Source organism: Corynebacterium marambiense, from assembly GCF_016342275.1.
GTDB lineage: Bacteria > Actinomycetota > Actinomycetes > Mycobacteriales > Mycobacteriaceae > Corynebacterium > Corynebacterium marambiense.
This window is the reverse complement of sequence record NZ_JAEIOT010000011.1, coordinates 32,006-51,236: the sequence shown is the minus strand read 5'-3', so window position 1 is coordinate 51,236 and position 19,231 is coordinate 32,006. Positions and strand designations below refer to the sequence as shown.

The window sequence follows — 19,231 nt, the reverse complement described above, 5'->3', positions numbered from 1 at the left end:
GGTATTCCCACTTGTCACTTCACCCAGCCCCATACATCACTCTAGTCGCACCGCGACCGGAGGATGCTAACCGGGATGCACATTCTCCTCATCTCTCAGTACTGGGAGCCCGAACAGGGCGTGGTCCAGCGACGGTGGCAATGGATCAGCAGCGCTCTCATCGAGGCTGGTCACGAGCTCACCGTCGTCTGCCCCCCTCCCCACTATCCCGGCGGAAAGCTAATTTCGGAGGATCCGCTACACCAAACTGGGGCAATTGACAACTCCGTTAAAGGCATCCACATCTACAGGACCAGATTTAAGGAACATAATCCTTCACTTATCAGCAGAATAAACGACCAAAAGGTCATCATGTTGTCTCAACTGATATTCGCACATAGAGCAGTCAGAGATGCTCACCGAAACAGGCGGCCAATAGACATAGTATGCTGCACGGTCCCCGCACTACCATCCGCCCCGGTCGCCTATATTGTCTCTCGGCTCATCAGGGCCCCTCTCGTTGTCGAACTTCGAGACGCCTGGCCTGAAATACTCGAATACCTCGATGAATGGAGAGATCCACAGCCAAGTACGGTTTCAATAAAACGAAAAGCGAAAATAGCGGCATTTCACATAACACTCATGGTCGCCGGAAAAATACTTCACGAAATTCTCCGACGAGCAGAGGCCATCATAACCACCACCGAGTCACTGGCCCAAATTAAACGGAAAACAGCCCGCGGCCAGGTCGTATCGGTCCGAAACGGGGTTGATCCGACAATCACCAACTGCCTTAAACAAGCAAATGAAAACAAAAAAACAATACGCATCCTCTACGCTGGAACGGTAGGCCGAGCACAGGGGCTGGAAAATGCCGCATACGCGATTAAACTATTAATTCAAAGTGGATACAGCCCTCAGCTTCGCATCGTAGGAGGCGGAGCCCATCTTGAGCAAATAAAGAAACTCGTACGAGAAAATAATCTTCCTATAGAATTCATCGGCCGTATACCGTTTGCCCAAATTGCTGAACACTACAACTGGTGCGACACGATTTTGGTACACCTACAATCATGGACTCCAATGAACTATACAGTTCCGTCGAAACTGTTCGAAGCACTGGCAACGGGAAAACATATTACCGCGGCCGTCAATGGAGAAGCAGCCCAAATAGTGTCAGAATCAAATGCAGGGAGTATAGTTCCCCCGATGAATCCAAAATCACTAGCCGAAATTTGGAAGCATCTTATAGAAAACCCGGAGGAACTCAACGTTGAAGACAACGGACATATTTGGCTTCAACAAAATAGCCAGTTAGAAAATCTCGAAGAAAAATGGATACAAGTGGTAGAAGAATTGCTCTCAGACGATACTTAGACAAAACACTTAATAAACGAGTGAGACATGGACAAAGTCCGTAAACTCAATAAAGCCACAAACGCTGTTCTACCTTCCGTGCCAAATCTGGCCGGCCCTTTGAAAGATGGCTGGACCAGTCTCGGTAGGCTCGGCTTAACGTTCGGGCGTCCCCATCCGCAACTAAAGAGCCTTGATGCAACCAAATCGCCCGTTCACACATTGACTCGATTATTTTTGCATTATGGGTCACCAAAAGGAACGTGCCAGCGTCTCCGGTTAAAGTTCTCATCTTCTGTTCCGATTTCTTCCGGAAAGCCGAGTCACCAGTTGCCAATGCTTCATCGACTAAAAGGATCTTTGGCCTAACCGTGGCCGCAATGGCAAACCTGAGGCGACCCGCCATACCAGATGAATATTGCCCCATTGGCCGGTAGAAAGCATCTCCCAACTCAACAAAGTCTTCGATTTCCTTTAACACATCCGGTAGATCATTACGACTTATTCCAAGGGCGAGGGCTCCGAGCCTCGAATTCTCAGCACCGGACAGCTGGCCATCTAGCGCGGCCGAAACCCCCAACAGCATCGGCAGACTCCTAGCAAGTACTCCGCCCTCAGTAGGAGTCTGCAAGCCTGCTATAGCACGCAGGAGTGTACTCTTTCCTGAGCCATTTCGACCTAGTACGCCTACCGACTCACCCTCACAGACGTGAAAACTAACGTTCCTAAGGGCCCATATACTACCTCCCCTTTTCTTTTTTCGACCCCACGCTAGCCGAGAGGTAGTTCGAGAATCCCAGTCCGGGTTGAATCGGACACCTAAATCTTGAACACCAAACGAAATTCTCGAACCTTCTAACTTACTCATTCAAAGTCGCCTCCATTATACGAAATCGTACAATCAATCCTTCGCATAAAGTGGTTCTCTTGACCAAAATAAATATAAACCAAGAAAAAAAATGGAGAAACTATATACTGCCAACAATACCAAACGCTCACCGTCTGGCCAAGATTGGTAGATGAGCGAGTCCCTAAATGCGGATAGAATAATAGAACCTGGATTGAGCTCCAACAGCATATGAACCCAACCTCCTCCAGAAAAGCGGTCTATACTGTAAAAAACTCCAGACGAGTAGAACCAGAATCTCACCACATATTTAACCAAGGTTTTCATATCTGGAATGATCTCAGTAAGCCAAGAAGTGACAAGCATCAAACCGCCGGTCAAAAACACCATCAAGAACCACACCAGTGGCGCGACCAACCAGTGGTATGAGATTCCCGGCCCATCGGGAAAGATCAATACAGCAATAATTAGTACACCGATTGAAGGAAGCGAATCTAAACAACGCTGTACCAAAAGACTTAGCACCAGACACACGCGCGGAAAGGGAAAAGCCTTAACAGCATTCTTCCGTTTTTTTATAAACCCACTAGCACCGTTAATGCTTCCGGCCATGAACTGAAAAAATGTTACGCCAATAAACAAAAATAGAACGAAATATTCGATGCCACGAGACGTTTTTAATAGAACCCCGAATACAAATCCATATAGAAGAACATCGAGAATTGGCGCTAAAATCAACCAGACTCTTCCCAAAAACATGCCGCGGGACAAACTAAACGCCTTGGATTTCGCGTCAGACCATATGTAAAATCGTCGCCTATAGGTTTCGGCGAGATACCTACCCAATCGAGGCCGCCGGTGAACAGACATGAGGTGGCCATATTGTTCGAAAGTAAGACTACTAGCCACGTCAAATCTAGAACCTGTCCGTCGAGACACACTAAAGCCGAATAAACCCATTATCTATCCTTTGATCTGTTGACTGCGTAGTCATAAGCACTAAGAACAGTTTCAGCGCTATGCCGCCAAGTGCGATCGGCAAGAAACCCAGCTATAGCCTCGGTTTCGTCCGCTTTGACTCCATTCCTGTAATACCAAACCATCTTAGCCCATTCCTCGACTCGCCCTGTGGGTAGACACCAATGGTTCAACTCCGATGGAACAACTTCTCTAAGCGCAGGGAGGTCACTAACCAAGACTGGAATTCCATAAGATAATGCCGCGAATCCTTTCATTGGAGTAACCATACGGGTTACTTCGCAATCCACTCGAGGTATGCAAAAAACATCGAGACACTGAAGATAGCGGTCTGCGACGACAGGATCTACCGCCCCTGTAAAAATACAACGTTCGGATAAGCCCTGCTTTGTAGCAAAGCTCCTTATCCTCTTCAAATCGTCTCCATCACCTACAATCAGTACTACAAAGTCTCCGTCAGGCGGCAACGATGAGAGCATCTTAACAAGTAAGTCGAGGCCTTCATACTTGACAATCGAAGAAACGGTTCCGAAGACACAAGTGGACGGTCCAATACCAAGCTCGGTACGGCTACTATCCCGACTCGGCCGGAATCTCTTGAAAACATCGACACCGTTCGGCACCACGAAAATCTTATCCTTCGCGATACCACGCTCGACTAAATCATTCTTTTGCACCTCAGATAGTACAATGACTGAAGACGCGAATCTCGATAAGGATTCCTCGGCCCTACGAGAAAGTTGATACCAAGAAGATCCGGCTGCATTGTGTCGATTGCCAAACGGTATCCTAGAGAGCCAAGTATTTTCGATTTGCCCTCTCATTTCATAAACAAAAGGTAAACCTAACCACGCAGAGACTAACGCACTTGACGCACCATGATGCCAAGGAGTTGTAGCGTGTATTAGGCTGACAGAGCTCCCAACCGCAGTTTCCTGCAGCGAGTGCGCCTGGACAAGACATCGAGCAAGTGGTCGAACCGGACGGATCTTTCCCAACAAATGTTCGTAAACCATGGAACCAACCCGCGTAGAAACCGTAGCACGAATATAGCCAATATCACAGGGGTAGCTTAACCTTGTGACCGCCTTAACAGGGATATCTAATTCCACCATGGAAGCGAGCAATTTTTGGCTTCGATGAGTGTAACCCGACGAAGAATATGGCAATGAATTTACTAAAAAGATTAGAGGACGGTGCCGACTATTTGATGGGCATCTAACGCTCGTCCGTGACAGAAATATAATATCGTTTATAAAAAGTATAAATCGGTACCATTCTTCGTATTGCTTTTTTTGGACACCTTTTGAATGGCAGATCGCGTTCGAAATATCACCGATTCTCCAATATTCAACGGCCTGCCTGGAAAGACCTGGAAGTAGATCTACCGTCTTATCTCCCACGGAACCTAATAGATCACAAAAATTAGTAAGTTTTTTTGAGACAACAGATCTAGTCCATGAGTATTTGGGCGATTCAGTGTATGTAACTCTCGAATAGATCTGCTGGATAGCAACGTGAACTACTGATTCAGGGTCCTCGATGGATCGGGATAACATCGAGCTGGAAAGTGACAAGATATTAGATAGTCTGCGCATCATCGTACTACCGACCCTCATTACTACCACCTAAGGCGATTCACGACCGAAAGAATATCCATACCATGTTAGAGGATTAATGACAGCCGATATATGGAACAGTACCAGTTTTCAAATACGATAACAAGGACGTGTAATAACTGACGTTCGGAAACGCAAATTATTTTGGATATCTATTCCGAACGGTAGTCGTACATCCAATCGGAAATTACATTTAAGTTCGGCGGAAAATCGTCAAATTGGAAATCGGCGCCGCTATATTTTTGATAATCTCGGTGCTCGACCAGGATAAAGCAATTTCCTTTAATCTGGTCCAAGTCGGCCGCCGCAACAAACTGAATATTTCGAAACTCATTAAGTTCAGGCGGTATGTAATCTATGTAAGGATCGGCTACTTTGATGCTTAGATCTGGCCGATTACCTGCGACAAAGCGCACTATCTGTATTGCCGGGGATTCGCGGATATCGCCGACATTTGGTTTAAACGCCAGACCCAAAAAATATATCTCGTCGAGCCCCCTTCGGCTAATCGCCGATACTATGCGTTTGGCACACCAATTGGTTTTCTTGGTATTTACTTTGCGCGCTGTTTTAATAAGATCACTCTCTTGAGGAAACTCTGTAGCCAAAAACCAAGGATCGACCGCTACGCAATGTCCCCCTACCCCGATACCCGGTTGCAAAATTTCCACTCTCGGGTGGAGGTTGGCATGCTGAATGACCGCATCAACGTCGATTCCTCTTGAAGCGCAAATCATCGAAAGCTCGTTTGCAAATGCAATATTGACATCTCGGAAAGAGTTCTCAGCTAGCTTACACAACTCAGCTACTTCAACCGTAACTGTATCAATTCCTCCAGTAACAAAGCTGGCATAAAGCCGGGAAACACTTTCACCCACTAAATTACATGACACACCGACAATACGACGGTTTTGTATTATTTCCTGAATCACGCGACCGGGTATTACACGTTCCGGAACATAAGCTATTTTCGGAACGTTTCCCTCTCCGCCATTATTGTATAAATCTGGACGGGCATGGTAAATCTTCTCTTCCACTTTTCGAATCGTACCAGGTGGTATCGTTGATTCAATTATCAAAATCTCGCCTCCGCGAAGGAGAGGAACGACCTTATCGATGGCCGAATATAAGGGTTCCAATATCGGCTGATTTCCGGTGCCTTTCGGAGTTGGAACAGCGACAATGAAAACGTCCGCAGCAGTAACTTCGGTCGAAACTGAGAACTTGTTCTCCTGCCGGACCTGTCGGAAAAGGGTATTTAAACCCGCCTCTGAGAAATCAACGTTACCCGCGATTAAATCATCAATCAGCCGTGAAGATACGTCCATTCCATGCACTCGGTAACCCACATTGGCGAACATAAGTGCCGTTGGCAGACCGATATAGCCGAGACCCAAAACGCAAATTCTCAAGTTTTCACTACCGCAATCTTTCATTTAAATCTCTCATCCCTGATTTTTGGTTCTGTTCTATAAATCTATCAATTATCTTAAAAGACACTTGACTTGGGCTACAATCACTGTATTCGGAAAATCCGACTTCACGATGCTCATCGGCTGGCGGTGAAATTCTCGCAGCCGCTTCATGAAAGGCCGTAATTATATTTGCTGAGTTAAGACCAACTAGTCGAACAAAACCCGCCTCAACCGCCTCAACCCTCTCAGTGACGCTGCGTATGCAGAGGACTGGCTTAGACAAAATAGCGGCTTCCTCTTGAATTCCTCCGGAGTCGGTAATAATTATGGAAGCGGCTTTTTCTAGCGCAACAAACTGATGGTATGGCAGCGGAGGCAGCAAAATTATACGCTTGTTGCCGCCTAAATGCGCGTTAACAGTCTCCTCAAGCTTAGGGTTCGTATGAACTACAAAAACAATTCGCCAATCTGGATTATTATCAGCTATATTTTTTAGCGTGTGGCAAAAATCAGTAAGGTGAGCCCAGTTCTCCCGTCGGTGAAATGTCACTAGAAGGATCCTATGGGCACTGACGATTCGCGAAATATTGGTTGGCAAATTAGTATCTCGGTCGACCATCCTCAATGAATCGACGATGGTGTTCCCCGTTACATGAACGGATTGCCTTGAAATCCTTTCCGCCCATAGATTCTGGGCTGCTATTTCGGTTGGCGCCAGGTGAAGGGTTGCGAGAACTCCAATTATGCGCCGATTAATTTCCTCCGGAAATGGTGAGTTTCGGTTAAACGAACGTAATCCAGCTTCGACATGGACTACCGGAATACTATCCAACGCTGCAACTTGGGCTGCAACTAATGCTGTCGTTGTGTCTCCATGAACGACAACAGCATCGATTGGCGGATGATCCACGGCAAGGTCGTCTAGGACTCTTCCAAAAAAGGGGAACATTGACGCCGCGAGTTCAACCAACGAAAGCTGCCGCCGCTCGATGGAAAGTTCGAAATCGGGATGAATTTTAAAACACTTCTCTAATGCACTTAAAGTTTTACCCTGCTGTCCCGAACTAACGACGGTTACTTTGAAAGTCGAGTTCCTCCTCGACGTCAGTATTAGCGGAGCTAGTTTGATAAGCTCAGGACGCGTACCATAGACGAAAACTAGGTGTTTTGATATCACAAGCTGGGACCTTCCTAGTTTAATCGACTACCAGCGGCGAAAAGACGGAACACGAGAGATGGTAGCAAATGCCACCACAAACACACACCTTCGCATACCGCACCGCTTTTATTGTACCAGACTCCTGGAATTCAAAAGAAGGAGATTCATATTCGAATGGATTTTGAAGCAACGAGGTCTTAGATCTAAAACGACAACAGGATTCACCTACATGGACTAGTGAAGCATGTAAACGCGATGACTGACAAATATGGGGTGTCTGCTGTTGAAAGTAGCCCGGTCAGGATCGCAAAGAAGGTGGCTGCAGCGCGATAGATGATCGCAAGTCTCTCGTAGCTTATAGCCAACACTAACCACTGTGTGGCCAAAACGAGGACCCTTCGACAGTGTTTCGCTCTTTTACAGAGGCGAGTGCCAAATCTTTAGGGGCTGACCACCACGCCAGCCGCGGCGTCCTCGAGCTGCGGCCATGCCGCTCTCCGGGGTGACGGATACGATGTGCCCGAGCGGAGGCGGCGCCGATCACCTTCGCCAGCGGCCAACCACACCCGCCGGCTGCACGGTGGATCATGGCCGTCAATCCATCACATGAGCCGCCGTTACCATGCCCTACACGGTTCACAGTCCAGGAAACAGATAGTACGTGCGACTCCGTCTTGCCCCCCCCCGCGTGTCCCGCACGAGGTCATGCACGAGCCTAGGTGTATTCGTTCCGATTGATCCGCACGGCCGATCATGGCATAAACCCCGAGAAAGTCCAGTCGATCACCCTGGTGACGGTGGTGTCAGACAGCATTGAACTCAAGCCCTGGCCCCACTTCCTGACGTCCGCGTAGCGGGAGGCACGCTTGCACACGCGTGTGCCGCGGGCTGAAATCCTCCCGCGACTCCCTCGACGAAGGTGACCTTATGCGGGAGCAGCAGCTCATGTCTTCGATCACCTTGTGGTTGGTTGACAAACAGATGCCCCTTGCCTTTCTCGGTTCGAGGGCCACAAGGGGCGCAAGCCACTCCCACTCCTCGTCGCTGCACTGGGGAAACCTCGCCGTCGCCTGACCCCACACGGGCACCGCCCCGATACTCACTACTCAACTAACGGGGACGCACCCTAGTGCACCGAACTAAAACCCTCTATATTTCCGTTGAACGGCCGCAAAAGAACACTTTCTAGTACGCTTCGCAGAAACTCTTTCGGCGGCGGCGTGTGTGCTAGCGCTAGATCATGGATCTTAAGGTACATTTCACCGATTCCTATATTCGAAACGAATGGCCGAAGATGTATATCGTAGTGATGATCGGAACGGTTTTGGATATAAAAAACGCGGTTGTTAAAAGACCCCTTATAAACATCGTCCAAGTTAACCTGCACCGTGGCGGGCAGATCAACTAACCGGGATTTCGACCATCCAACTTTCAAATACGGGCGTAGGTTTTTATAAGAATGGCGGTGTAGATTTGTTTGGGGATTAAACGCTATAGCGGTAGACAGTGGAAATTGCGCGCTATAATATAGCGAAGCAAACCCGCCGCCAGAACCACCAAAGAACACAACTTGGCTGGCACCGGCCGAGAGCCGGCATTTTTCCACTATCTGAACTAGGTTTTGCTGTAGATCTGTTTGATGCTTGTTGCCAAGGTACCAACCAGACACAATACCGTCGCCTAAATAAAGAGACGGGTCGGAAATGTGAAGAGTCGAAGCATTGAGCCCCTTCGAAATTCCTTGTCCGGTGAACCAGGGGAGCCGTCTATCGAGATTTGCTGTAATAGCTCCATGGAAGAATACGAGTAGATGCGGACCTGTATTTAGGCCGAGCTCGAAGTCGAGAGGAAGATTCCCGAGTTTGATAGAATGGACACCGGAATCAACATCGTGCGCAGCTAAAAACTTCCCTAAAGAACCCCAAGAAAAAAGACGATCGTAATATGGACCAATATCACGTTTCTTTACAAAGTTCATTCTTGCCAGCTCCAATAAACATGTTAAATAGATTCAATTAAGGGCGAGAAGATCATTCATTCCGATAAACTCGAGGCCATCAACTATCGAACCGAATGGTGTACTCATAGCTAATCTTACAAATTCCGACCGTACTGCATCTTCAATGTTCTGATCGCCCCCTAGATCTTCTTCAGTAACAAAACAGCAGTTCCGCAACGGCCTAATCTGGCCAAGAAATGGAAGTTCGTCGGTAATTTTCCGGTGATTATTGGGATGTTGAATGTAAAAGACCCGGTTTGTTACGTTACCTCGGTACAACGAGTCCAGATCAACCGTTACGTGGGAAGGCAAATCACAAAGAGACTCAACCTCCCAGCTTTTATACAACCAGTTGTTAACCGTATAAGCGGGGAATCGAGCGATATTGGTACAGGGATTGAAAACGACCGCCGTTGAGAGCGGAAATTTTGCACTAAAGTAGAGGGCGGAAAAACTGGCGGCAGCACCACCAACGAACACTAGTTTACGGCCCTCCACGTTAGCCGCAATTTTCGCTATCAATTTTGTAGCTACTTGTTGCAACTGTGGCTGATGGCGATTACCTGCGAACCAAGCAGTCGTCAAGGAGTTATCCAGATACAGTGTTGGATCGCTCAGCATCACGGTCGCATGAGAACCAATATCGTGCAAATAGCTAGGCTGCCGGGTCCACGGGAAACGTGAACGTGCTGTCACACTCCCCTGAAGAAGAATGAGCAACGTGTTTTGGCCTGCGTCTTCCAGGAAAAAATCGATCGGCAGACCTCCATAGTAAACACATCCATTACCCGATGGAATGATTGGCTCCTGCAGAAAGACATCAATCGAACCATACTCAGGACTAGCGGAATCGAATTTCCGATTGCGTTTTATATCCATAAACTATCATCTCTTTTTTTCTTGCAAATACAATTATGGAACGATGGATCGACGCGCTGCCTGTACACCCTCCTACCGACCGGGCGAAAAATATCTTCGAACATTAGCCCGAGCTCGCAGAGGATGGTTCTGAAATAATAGGCCACCACTCCTTAGAGCTCAACGCGATCCGATAAATATCTTCAGCCATTGCATGAGCACCATTCTCTTTTTTTACATTAGCCATGCGCTCTCGCATCGCTATCCTAACATCATCCGAAACTAAAAGCGATAGTTTATCAAACAATTCATGCGAAGCCGTAGTGCTCAAAATAAGTCCGGCGTCTACCAATCGTTTTGCTCTAAGCTCTTGGTCGTCAGTTTTTGTGTATAAGTTCGGTATAATAAGTGCCGGTAAGCAATACGAGACGACTTCTTGCACAGAATTATACCCGCCAGCGACTACCGCCGCGTCAAACGCATTATAGTAGCGACCCATGGGGTAGCATCTGCGCAGTAGAGCTCCCTCCGGAGCACGATTTGATGAGCTCAACTCTGACCTCACTAAGACCGGTACCCAATTTGGCGAAATTACTCGAACACTTTCAACAACTACTCTTTCGAATTCATCGGTCTGGTTAATTGTACCGGCCCCAAGTTGAATAAGTATATATTTCGGCCCTTCAGGTAATTCCAACGCTATTCTGGCATCTATGCTAGATAGACATTCGTCCAGATCAAAAAAAATAACTGGATTATACTTTTTCTGAAACGGTCGATCGGGATACCCGTGGAGATCTTCACCTGCATAGTCGCCAGGTATGAGTAAGTGATCACACACTAGCTGCGGATCATGGCGTTGCCAGGATCTGCGAAAAGACTCAGCTTTCCATAAGCCTCGCTGGCTCCAAACGAGCGGAATTCCGTGATAGCGACAAATTTCGGTCAATTCTGGATACACATGAGTTCCGTCGAAAACAACGGCATCAGCCTGACTAGTTATGAGACAAGATCGAAAGGCAGCCGTCAATCGCGATCCCCACAACGACCGAGAGATCCTTTCTTTATCATACGAAGGAAAGTAGGTGATCTTCCATCCTAACTGGCTAACGGCCCGGTAACCTTTAGAGAATGAGAAAAACGACGTATTACATTTCAATCTCCGTGCTATGGCCATTAATCGCGTCAGATGACCCAGCCCAGCTCCGTTGCTAGATACAAAAAGTACGTTCGGTTCCGTACCTTTCTTAAGAAAATCATCAGGGATATCCTGGAGGTCCGCTCCCGTCCGGACTTCTAGACGCTCCGGCACCACACGACGACTTCCACCTGATTTCACAATAGATCGAATGTAGCGCGCAAGCAGATAGCGCCGGCCATAGAGCAGCGAGCCTAGTGCGACAACAACCAGAATCCAGAGAAAAAAAATCGCAATAAGTGCGTACCCCAGATATCGATTCTGTATAGTAATTACGGCCAGTGCAATCAATACCCACAAAACACAAGATAGAAGAAACCCGCCGAGGACAAGTACAAGCCCAAGTACTTGGAATTGACTACTCCTCGATAGACGCATCAGAATTACCATCTTCTTTACGAGTTAACATAGCTATCCTAGCGAGAAATGCATTTCTCGAGAACGTGGCCTCTACAAATTGCCGGGCCTTACGTGATTGCGCTGTATACGCCACGGGGTCTGCCCATAATTTCGCGACTGTCGCTCGGAACTCAGCGGGACTGCTATAGACCGCACCATCGCCGAAATTATCCTTCAGATAGTGAGGAAGAATTACAACACAACCAGCAGCCATTGCTTCGGCAATCGACATCCCGAAAGACTCAACCCAGTGCTTCGAATGGAAATAACCCCAAAAATCTATCTCTTTCAGGTACTCGGCCGGATCAATCTCTCCAAATTCATATACCTTTGACTTCTTAAGAACCATGCTACGTACTTTCTCCGGTAGCGCTGAAACTCCTCCAAGAATCGAAACATCAAAAATATTATTTCCTTGATAAACAGCAAGAATTTCAGATTTTAAATCTGGCCATTTGTGAGGATGCTCTCGTGAGTGCCTCCCGACTACGGGCTTATTGTTGAAATCTACTTTCCTCGGCAGGAAACGTTCGGTGTCGATAAAACCCGGCCAGTCGAATGATGCGAGAACATTAGGTCCTAGTAGAGAAAAGCACTCTTTCCTAGTCACTCCTGTCTCAGGAACTAACAACGGCGTACTATTAAAAATCCTCCGCATAACTTGAGAACATTGAAGTAGGTCGTATCCTGCACCAGTACCGCCAGGAGTAATCGGTGGCGTATTCGCAATCAGCACAGATTTCTTAACTACGAGATTTGATTTTAAATCGCCAAGAAATTGAACAACAGTTGGATGCCGGACTACAAGTACGTCTATTTCCCCATGATCCAGGATAGAAAGCACCGTGACATTCTCCTTATTAGCAACCTCAAATGCACGGGGATTAATCGGCGTCTTCGGAGAGTTCAACGGTGACTCAATGTGAATCAAACCGACTTTAAATCCAGCGTCGGCAGCAGCCTCAATCTCATTCAGGGTAAGGCTTGTAGTACCCCCCGGAAAACGAAAGTCAGTAGCGAAAACAATGTCAAAGTTCCCAATGAATTTCTTTCGCATCCCTGCCCGAATGTTCTTCGGCGCTGCAACCTCTTTCGGCCCACCAAACAGGCTTTGCGCATCAAGTACTGAGTGGGCGTGCGAATACGCAGAGAAATAAAATAACCGAGAAGAGTCGACGTAACCACGACCCATTTCACCTGCGGTTAAAGAATCTGCATGTATACGGGTGAATGACAATGGGGCTTTACCCACAACAGGAACTTCCCCACCAAGGATTTTAAGTAGCCGATCTCGAAACTCAACATCACCACCACGATTTACTTCAGCCCAAGGTCCGATCATATCAAATACTCGGCGTCTAACCATAAGAGATGAAAAGTTACTCTGGGAAAATGTTAGAGCATTATTAATACGGCCAAAAACTAAATCTTCAGTTACTCGCACATGCCGACTCATGTTAGCGAGTATTGTAGGATTTGATTCGAGATGGCGTACCTGAAATTCGATCTTCTGAGGATGCGACCAATCGTCATCATCTTTGACGGTAATATATTCGCCGGAACATTTCGATAGAGCGGCGTTCCGCGCAACGTATGCACCCAAGTTCTGTTCTTGACGTAGTAATGTGACATTGGAAAACTTGCGGCAGATGGCTTCGGTTTGTGTAAATTGATCGGACGGTGAGCAGTCGTCAACGACGATGATCTCAATGTTAGCCCAAGTCTGTTTGTTCAGTGACTCGAGGGTCGTTTCGATATGCTTAGCCCCGCAGAAGCTTGGTACGATAATAGAGACCAGCGGACCCGATATCGAATTAATCGAATCCTTGATACATAGACTGTCCAGCGGAGTGCTTTGCCATTTTTCTTTAAACGAAATTTCCTTTATGTCATTAGAGCGATACATTTGGTTGACGTTTTCGAGCCAACGCTCCCAGCTTGCTCCGGTTGCAATGGAAGGATTTGATAAATTCGCCAAATTGAGAAGATAATGAATTCGATCTTTTCTACTGATAGTCGGCTTTTTAAGATACTGCCTGGCCCTCTTAGTATCATTAACAAGCACAGAGACTTCTACAAAGAGATAGATGTCTCGCTTCCCCAGGATCGAATCCCCCCAGTGGTCAATAACAAACCGGTATATACGATAAGCATCATTTGCGTCATTCGGTTTAAATCGCTGATTAGCAAGTACTCGAGCCAAACATCTTAACGAGCTCTCATCCCAATTTTGAGTGAGGCCGACAACATCTCGAATATTTCCGGAACTTATCGCCCAGAGATACTTCCTTAGATCCGTCCAGTCGAACTGCATATTCGTCGCAGCTCGTGCGAAAACATCCCGCATAAGCTCGCTTTTTGACCTTAACGCGAAAGTTTCGAGATATAACGATCCTTTTCGAAATCGTGATGCATACTCGTAGCAAGGCCCGATACCAAAATAAGGACCGCCGGATTCTAAATTATTTCCGCAGGGTGATAGCTCGGCGATTAGGTTTTCAAGTTTTGTTTCTTTCGGAGATAATGGGAGCTTATTTTCTTCTTTTGATTCAACTACATCTACTCCCCTGCGAACTTCAATTTTTGAAACATAGTCCGCAACCGAACGAAGGACGTTGCTATTACGATCAACTTGCTTCGAAACCAATCCTAACTCTTCATCCGTCTTCTCTTGACATTCGATGACAGATTGCTGAATCTTCGAACTTCGAGAGTTTAGCAACCTAACAATGGCTAAAGACATTAAAATCAAGCTAGTTTGAACTCCAAGAAAACCTAGTGTGACTAGCACTAAAGAGCCTTGCGCGAGTCCTGGTAACACAACTAGGACGCTAAACAGCAAAAGTACAATCGCAGCTTGAACAACTTTTCCCATTGATATTAATAAATTACGCAAAAAAATCACCTGTCTCGCTTTCGTTATACTTTAGAGTTTGCGGGCGGGGAATGGGGCGATTCCGCGAGTATCAAGAACTAACTTTCCAGAATTAGCAATTTTAGCGAGATCAAATTGTGAGTGGTTTTGTACAATAACCACCACATCAGCTATTGAAATTGCTTCATTAATAGATTCGCAGGAACTAATTTCTTCACCGTCGAGGTTCCACTTGGGAACGTAAGGATCATAGTACTTAAGATTAGCGCCTTTTAACAAAAGTTGCTTGCCAATCGGACGCGCTGGCGATTCGCGCTGGTCCGATATATCCGGCTTATAAGTAACACCAAGTATAGCAACGGTCGCTCCATTAATGGCTTTTCGATCCTCATTCAGCAAATCGCCAACGCGGCTAACCACATAAGCCGGCATAGTGCTATTGATCTCTTGCGCCAGTTCGACAAATCTGAAAGGATAGCCAAGTCGCCTACGCACTTCATGCGATAGATAATTCGGGTCAATGGGTATGCAGTGTCCCCCCACTCCGGGACCAGGTGTAAACTTCATAAATCCGAAAGGCTTCGTCGCCGCACCATTGATAACTTCCCAGATATCGATTTTTAGCTCATTGCAAAATTTTGCCATTTCATTGACTAGTGCAATGTTGACATGCCGGAAGGTGTTTTCGAGCAGTTTTGCTGTTTCGGCTTCTTTCGCACCCGAAAGAGGTACCACGGTGTCAATAAAGTCCGAGTAAAATTCCACGGCTCTTTTCGTTGCCTCCGGTGTGCAACCCCCGACAAGCTTTGGGGTATTCTTAATATTGTATTTAGTAGAACCGGGGTCGACACGTTCAGGACTGAAAGCGACATAAAACTCTTCACCCGCTTTCAGTCCAGATTCAGATTCAAGAATGGGTATGCAAATTTCTTCGGTAGTCCCTGGATAAGTAGTAGATTCAAGAATTACCAAACCACCTTTACTCATATTAGAGCCAATAGAGTTCATTGCGCTTTTGACCGCACTTAAATCCGGCGAACCCGCCTCACCAAGCGGAGTCGGAACACAGACAACAATAACATCGGCGGTTTTAAAAATGCCCTGATCAGAGGTAGCCGAGTATCCGAATTTGATCATTTCCTTCAGATCCTGGTCGGAAATATCATCAATATGCGAAATTCCAGCGTTGATTTTACTTATTAATTTCTCGTTGACATCATATCCCGAAACATGCCAGCCATTAAGGCAGGCTTCTTGGGCCAGAGGAAGCCCTACATAGCCTTGACCGACAATCGTCAAATTCTTTTTCATTGTTTATCTTTCCGCTCTCTAGTACTGGCATCGAAGCGCGTTTATAAATTGAAGTTAAGCTATTCAAATAGGAATACCTTACAGGTCTGACGGACTGAAATAGAACCAGTTTAGTCTTCAATCACTCAGAAGTACGCGCGGTGCGATCGTATCATTTCATAAGGACACTTGACAACAGATTCGACGCTTTTTCTTAGTGAGGGGCCTCGGATGCTCGCCGTCAGCTAGACTTGCCAAGCCCACTGTGCGATGTCGCTAGGCTCCTGAAATGTAGTACCTTGGTTTTTCTGTCCTCGTTTTCAATGGATTCAATTTCATTTTGGCTTGACGGGCCACGATCCCAGATACGTGAGACCCTCCGCGATCTTTCCCAGCGCCTGAAACGCTTCTGCCACTTTTCGATCCTCGATATGCCCTGCTATGTCAACGTGGAACCTGTATGTCCCTAGTTCGGTACGGGTTGGTCGTGATTCGATCCGGGAGAGGTCAATGTCACGGGACGAAAATACGGTTAATGCGGAGACCAAGGCTCCGGGGGTGTTCGGTAGGGTGAACACCACGGCGGTCCGGTCATTGCCAGTCGGGGCCGGGGGCGTGTGGATTCCTCCGACCACGACGAACCGCGTTCTAGCGCCGGGCACATCGATCACATTTTCCGCAATCACGTCTAGAGCGAAGATCTCCGCCGCTCGGTGAGGAGCGACTGCGGCATCAGCATGCCCCTCCGCTACGGCTTTTGCTGCAGCGGCGTTCGATGATGCAGGAACGAATTCTGCGTCCGGAAAAGCACGATCAGTCCAGTTACGGACCTGCTGGCGAGCCACCGGGTGTGTGGTGAAGGTCCGTACTTCGCCCGCACTAGTACCCGGGCGCACCATTACCGAGAAGCTGATTTCGATCTCGGTCTCCGCGAAGATCCGCACTCCTGCGCCGTCAGCAAGCGCATCGAAGGTATGAGTAACCGGCCCGTCGACCGAGTTCTCAATTGCCACACATGCGTACTGTGCGGCCCCGGATCGCACCGCATTCAGCGCCTCATGTGGGCTCTCCACAGGGAGTTTGGCGATGTCGCCCGGCCCGAAACATCCTCGCCTCTGGAATTCCAGCAACGCTGACTCGGTGAACGTTCCTTCGGGGCCCAGATAGGCGACGACTGTTTTCATGTATCGGATTGTAGCCGCCAGCCCGCGTTCGCCCACCCCGGCGGGGTAATCTGCTCGCATGGTCAACGGCTCCGTAATCCCGCTCGAGGACCGCCTCCGTGCGGGCTTCGGTCACCTCGGCGACACACTCGACGAATACCTCACTCGGATTTGTTCGGAAGATAGCGTTGTCCACAGTTTCGCCAGCGTCGATCCCGAACTCGCACGTCGACGCGTCCGTTACCTCGAGTCGGTTCCCGCAGATCGGCGCGGGAGGCTGCATGGTCTGGTGCTTCCGATCAAGGATCTGATGCCCGTCGCCGGTTTTCCCTGTTCCTACGGTTCCGTCACGCGTACGGAACAACATGTTGGTACTGACCCGTGGGCTGCACAACTTCTTCGGAAGGGTGTCATCATTCCGGGCAAGACCCAGACTTCCGAGATGGGGATGACGGCATACTGCGAACCGGTGGGGATGCCTGCCGTGGCGAACCCGTTGTGGCCGGGGCGGACACCGGGTGGTTCCTCGGGAGGTGCGGCCGCGGCGGTGGCGCTCGGTCTGGTGGATGTCGCCCACGCCTCTGACGGCGGTGGCTCGATCCGGGTGCCTGCGGCAGCCACCGGCACCGTGGGCGTGAAACCCCCGCACAACAGTTCTGGTGGTTCGCCCACCGCGCAGGGGTTCATCACCCGCTCGGTCGGAGACGCGGCCTTCGTGTTCGGGGTGTCGACGGTGAGACGACCTCTGCGGATCGGGGTGCTTGTGGAGCCACTGCATGGTGGCGGGTCGGTCAGTCCGGTGATGGTGTCCACCGTGTGCACGGTGGCGGATCGCCTGTCTGATCTGGGTCACCGGGTCCGCGAGGTGTCCCGCCCGTACGGTGAGCGGCCCTTCGCGGCTTTCGCCGATGTGTTGGCTTCCCGCTCCGTCCACATCCCCGGCCCGGCGAGTGACATCATCGAGTGGCTGCGGGAGCGGGGCGCGGCTCTGTCCGAGTCCCGGCGCGCGGAGGCTGTCGCCGATTTCGACGCCGTCTTAGGGATGATTCTGTCCGCGTGGGACATTGACGTTCTCCTGTCCCCGACATTGGCGTTCGATCCGCCGGAGATCGGCCATTTCTCCCGATTGGAGCCGCCGGAGGATTTCGCGGAGCAAACGAGATGGACCCCGTGGGCGACGTTGTTCAACATGACCGGTGGTGCGGCGGTGAGTGTGCCTGTTGCGGCGGCGGGGCGACCGCCCGTGGGTGTACATCTCGGGTCTGTGCGGGCGTCGTTCGGTGAGTTGCTTGGTGTGGCCTCGCAGGTGCACCCGTGATGACGGGAATGGCTGGACCTGGGACGACGGCGACGCGGATCCGGGCTGAGATCGGTGTCATCCTGCTGGTCACGTTCGGTATGTCGGGTGTGCGCTCAGCGCTCCGGCTGCTTGATGCGGCTCTGGCGCCGGAACCGTTGAGCGCCCAGAAGGTGACGCTGAATGCGCCGAAGGCCGGTGTGCACTGGTTGGACCTGGCTTTGCAGCTGTGCTCGGCTTCGGTCCTCATCGGGTGGGGCCTGCTGGCACTGTTCCTGTTGTCCGGTTCCGGTGTCCGGATGTTCCCGCTGCGTGGTGGGGATTGGCTGAGAGGCGCGGGACTCGCGGCCCTCATCGGTGTGCCGGGTCTGGTTTTCTACCTGGCGGCGTTACACCTGGGGCTCAGCCGGCAGGTCGTTCCGACGACGTTGGATTCGGTGTGGTGGCAGGCTCCTGTGCTGCTCGTGTGGTCCTTCGCGAACGCATTCGCGGAAGAGACCGTGGTGGTGTTCTGGTTGGTGACCAGGTTGCGGCAGCTCGGTTGGTCCACACCTGCGGTGATCGGGGCGTCCGCGCTCCTGCGGGGAAGCTACCACCTTTACCAGGGATTTTCCGCAGGTCTGGGGAACATCGTGATGGGGCTCGTGTTCGCCTGGTTGTTCACCCGGACCCGGCGCGTGTGGCCGCTTATCGTTGCGCATTTCCTCATCGATGCGGTGGCCTTCGTCGGCTACAGCACACTTGTCGAACCACTGGGGTTGGCGGGGCTGTTCATCTCCTAGTCTCCGCTAGGGTAGTT

15 protein-coding genes are annotated in these 19,231 nt (G+C 49.3%); 4 read left to right on the top strand and 11 right to left on the bottom strand.

The window, feature by feature from the left end:
- The first annotated feature begins 75 nt into the window (after positions 1 to 75).
- Positions 76 to 1,356 (top strand): glycosyltransferase family 4 protein, encoded by a 1,281-nt coding sequence (locus JDV76_RS09495; protein WP_198736660.1) that lies wholly within the window; start codon positions 76 to 78, stop codon positions 1,354 to 1,356.
- A 46-nt stretch (positions 1,357 to 1,402) separates the two neighbouring features.
- Here JDV76_RS09495 and JDV76_RS09490 read toward each other — a convergent pair whose 3' ends face one another.
- From JDV76_RS09490 to wecB, 5 genes are all read right to left on the bottom strand, one after another.
- A complete protein-coding gene (locus JDV76_RS09490) occupies positions 1,403 to 2,203 on the bottom strand; it encodes an ABC transporter ATP-binding protein (protein ID WP_198736659.1) in 801 nt (266 codons plus the stop codon).
- 33 nt (positions 2,204 to 2,236) lie between these two features.
- The gene (locus JDV76_RS09485) at positions 2,237 to 2,953 is read right to left on the bottom strand and encodes an ABC transporter permease (RefSeq protein WP_198736658.1); all 717 of its coding nucleotides are present in this window, start codon (positions 2,951 to 2,953) and stop codon (positions 2,237 to 2,239) included.
- Positions 2,954 to 3,141: 188 nt separating this feature from the next.
- Positions 3,142 to 4,719, bottom strand: a complete 1,578-nt coding sequence (locus JDV76_RS13055) for a glycosyltransferase family 4 protein (protein WP_418884423.1) — start codon at positions 4,717 to 4,719, stop codon at positions 3,142 to 3,144.
- Between the two features lie 212 nt (positions 4,720 to 4,931).
- Positions 4,932 to 6,215 (bottom strand): nucleotide sugar dehydrogenase, encoded by a 1,284-nt coding sequence (locus JDV76_RS09475; RefSeq protein ID WP_198736656.1) that lies wholly within the window; start codon positions 6,213 to 6,215, stop codon positions 4,932 to 4,934.
- The gene (gene wecB / locus JDV76_RS09470; RefSeq protein ID WP_198736655.1) at positions 6,199 to 7,371 is read right to left on the bottom strand and encodes a non-hydrolyzing UDP-N-acetylglucosamine 2-epimerase; all 1,173 of its coding nucleotides are present in this window, start codon (positions 7,369 to 7,371) and stop codon (positions 6,199 to 6,201) included. Before wecB ends, JDV76_RS09475 begins: the two co-directional genes overlap by 17 nt.
- Before the next feature lie 858 nt (positions 7,372 to 8,229).
- Here wecB and JDV76_RS09465 point away from each other — a divergent pair.
- Positions 8,230 to 8,427, top strand: a complete 198-nt coding sequence (locus tag JDV76_RS09465; RefSeq protein WP_198736654.1) for a hypothetical protein — start codon at positions 8,230 to 8,232, stop codon at positions 8,425 to 8,427.
- A 52-nt stretch (positions 8,428 to 8,479) separates the two neighbouring features.
- On the opposite strand, the gene JDV76_RS09460 is transcribed toward JDV76_RS09465, so the two are convergent.
- The 6 genes from JDV76_RS09460 to pheA all read right to left on the bottom strand — a co-directional run bounded on the left by JDV76_RS09460 (position 8,480) and on the right by pheA (position 17,156).
- Positions 8,480 to 9,331: a hypothetical protein gene (locus JDV76_RS09460; RefSeq protein ID WP_198736653.1), complete on the bottom strand. Its 852-nt coding sequence runs from the start codon at positions 9,329 to 9,331 to the stop codon at positions 8,480 to 8,482.
- A 33-nt stretch (positions 9,332 to 9,364) separates the two neighbouring features.
- Positions 9,365 to 10,231, bottom strand: coding sequence for a hypothetical protein (locus JDV76_RS09455; RefSeq protein ID WP_198736652.1), 867 nt, complete (start codon positions 10,229 to 10,231; stop codon positions 9,365 to 9,367).
- A gap of 103 nt (positions 10,232 to 10,334) precedes the next feature.
- A complete protein-coding gene (locus tag JDV76_RS09450) occupies positions 10,335 to 11,699 on the bottom strand; it encodes a glycosyltransferase (protein WP_198736651.1) in 1,365 nt (454 codons plus the stop codon).
- A 67-nt stretch (positions 11,700 to 11,766) separates the two neighbouring features.
- On the bottom strand, positions 11,767 to 14,712 hold the full coding sequence (locus JDV76_RS09445) for a glycosyltransferase (RefSeq protein WP_198736650.1): 2,946 nt from the start codon (positions 14,710 to 14,712) through the stop codon (positions 11,767 to 11,769).
- 21 nt (positions 14,713 to 14,733) lie between these two features.
- Positions 14,734 to 15,993: a nucleotide sugar dehydrogenase gene (locus JDV76_RS09440; RefSeq protein ID WP_198736649.1), complete on the bottom strand. Its 1,260-nt coding sequence runs from the start codon at positions 15,991 to 15,993 to the stop codon at positions 14,734 to 14,736.
- Positions 15,994 to 16,307: 314 nt separating this feature from the next.
- Positions 16,308 to 17,156 carry a prephenate dehydratase gene (pheA, locus tag JDV76_RS09435; protein WP_198736648.1) on the bottom strand — a complete coding sequence of 283 codons (849 nt, stop codon included), beginning with the start codon at positions 17,154 to 17,156 and terminating at the stop codon, positions 16,308 to 16,310.
- Positions 17,157 to 17,214: 58 nt separating this feature from the next.
- On the opposite strand from pheA, the gene JDV76_RS09430 reads away from it, so the two are divergent.
- Both JDV76_RS09430 and JDV76_RS09425 read left to right on the top strand, forming a co-directional pair.
- The gene (locus tag JDV76_RS09430) at positions 17,215 to 18,453 is read left to right on the top strand and encodes an amidase family protein (protein WP_198736647.1); all 1,239 of its coding nucleotides are present in this window, start codon (positions 17,215 to 17,217) and stop codon (positions 18,451 to 18,453) included.
- Entirely contained in the window at positions 18,453 to 19,214 is a 762-nt protein-coding gene (locus tag JDV76_RS09425; protein WP_376993036.1) for a CPBP family intramembrane glutamic endopeptidase, read from the top strand. Before JDV76_RS09430 ends, JDV76_RS09425 begins: the two co-directional genes overlap by 1 nt.
- Positions 19,215 to 19,231 lie beyond the last annotated feature (17 nt).

Excerpts from the sequence above, each read along its gene's own strand:
- pheA (WP_198736648.1), bottom strand. The coding sequence starts at position 17,156 with ATGAAAACAGTCGTCGCCTATCTGGGCCCCGAAGGAACGTTCACCGAG.
- JDV76_RS09425 (WP_376993036.1), top strand. The coding sequence starts at position 18,453 with ATGACGGGAATGGCTGGACCTGGGACGACGGCGACGCGGATCCGGGCT.
- JDV76_RS09455 (WP_198736652.1), bottom strand. The coding sequence starts at position 10,231 with ATGGATATAAAACGCAATCGGAAATTCGATTCCGCTAGTCCTGAGTAT.
- JDV76_RS09495 (WP_198736660.1), top strand. The coding sequence starts at position 76 with ATGCACATTCTCCTCATCTCTCAGTACTGGGAGCCCGAACAGGGCGTG.
- JDV76_RS13055 (WP_418884423.1), bottom strand. The coding sequence starts at position 4,719 with ATGTTATCCCGATCCATCGAGGACCCTGAATCAGTAGTTCACGTTGCT.
- JDV76_RS09490 (WP_198736659.1), bottom strand. The coding sequence starts at position 2,203 with ATGAGTAAGTTAGAAGGTTCGAGAATTTCGTTTGGTGTTCAAGATTTA.
- JDV76_RS09440 (WP_198736649.1), bottom strand. The coding sequence starts at position 15,993 with ATGAAAAAGAATTTGACGATTGTCGGTCAAGGCTATGTAGGGCTTCCT.
- JDV76_RS09460 (WP_198736653.1), bottom strand. The coding sequence starts at position 9,331 with ATGAACTTTGTAAAGAAACGTGATATTGGTCCATATTACGATCGTCTT.
- JDV76_RS09475 (WP_198736656.1), bottom strand. The coding sequence starts at position 6,215 with ATGAAAGATTGCGGTAGTGAAAACTTGAGAATTTGCGTTTTGGGTCTC.
- JDV76_RS09430 (WP_198736647.1), top strand. The coding sequence starts at position 17,215 with ATGGTCAACGGCTCCGTAATCCCGCTCGAGGACCGCCTCCGTGCGGGC.